This is a genomic window from Dietzia sp. CW19 (assembly GCF_014145265.1).
In the GTDB taxonomy this organism is placed as follows: Bacteria; Actinomycetota; Actinomycetes; order Mycobacteriales; family Mycobacteriaceae; genus Dietzia; species Dietzia natronolimnaea.
Map to the genome: position 1 here is coordinate 487 of NZ_JAALEE010000474.1, position 1035 is coordinate 1521.

Here is a 1035-nt window from a genome sequence, read left to right on the forward strand (position 1 = left end):
TCCGGCGATCTTGGCGTCGTCCGGGGTCCGGACGGGTCGGGTCCGCCACAGGGAGCGGAGCTCTGATGGGACGTCGTGGGTGCTGGTGCTGGACATGACTCCATCGTGGTGGGCGGGTCGTGGTTCCACATCGGGGGCCGACCCTGATATTCGACCCTGAGAGCACCCGGCAGGGATGATGACGGCATGGTCGACACCGTCGTGGGATTCCTGAGCTCGGACGACCCCCTGCGGCTCTTCGGAGTGACGATGGTCGGCGTCAGCGGACGCACCTCCGGGGCAGGGTCTTCGCGGTCGGTGACCGGATCGCCGTCGGGGAGGTGCGTGGCGACGTGATGTCGCTGGGCTTCCTGCGGACGACGGTGATGGAGATGGGGGCCCCGTCGTCCATGACCGGATCGGAGACCGGGAACTGGGTACCGAGCCGCCAGTTCACCGGGCGGGTGGTGACCGTGTCCAACGGCGTGATCTTCGACGAGGCCGTCTTCAACCACTCCCGCGGTTTCCCGTTCCTCTGGGAGGAGATCTCGGTCAACCTCCCCTTCGACGTTGATCTGCGCGTCGTGGACGAGTTGTTCTCCGCGTGCGCCGATCGGCACACGCGCCAACTCAGCGACGAGGCGATGGCGAGTATGCAGCGGATGAGCCGCGTCTACGCGGTCGACGTCCGCGAGTTCGGACCGCAGGTCTTCGTCTCCCTCCAGGAGGACTGGATCCTCGTGACCGTCCGTTTCGTCGTCGGCAGTCACGGGGCGCGGGCGGTCAAGGACGCGATCTCACGTGACCTGGTGGCCGGGCTGAAGGAACTCGGGATCACTCCGGCGAGCGTGGCCTACGACATCCGTGCGGTGGGCGGGCCCCCTCCCGGGACGGACGAACCGGGGGAGATCCCCGATACCTCTCGGGGTCGCGATCTGTGACCATGGCGGTATGAGTGAGAACGCGACCGATCAGGTATCGGCCCCCGCGCCGCGACCGCCGGTCGCTCCACGGCCGCCCGCGGCCGTGCAGCCGGCCGGGTTCCGGTGGTACCCG

General features: G+C 68.4%; 1 protein-coding gene. It reads left to right on the forward strand.

All coding sequences use genetic code 11. From position 1 onward, the window contains the following. Positions 1–332: 332 nt before the first annotated feature. Complete coding sequence (locus tag G6021_RS13690) at positions 333–920, forward strand: mechanosensitive ion channel (RefSeq protein ID WP_182641521.1); 588 nt, start codon at positions 333–335, stop codon at positions 918–920. Positions 921–1035: the final 115 nt, after the last annotated feature.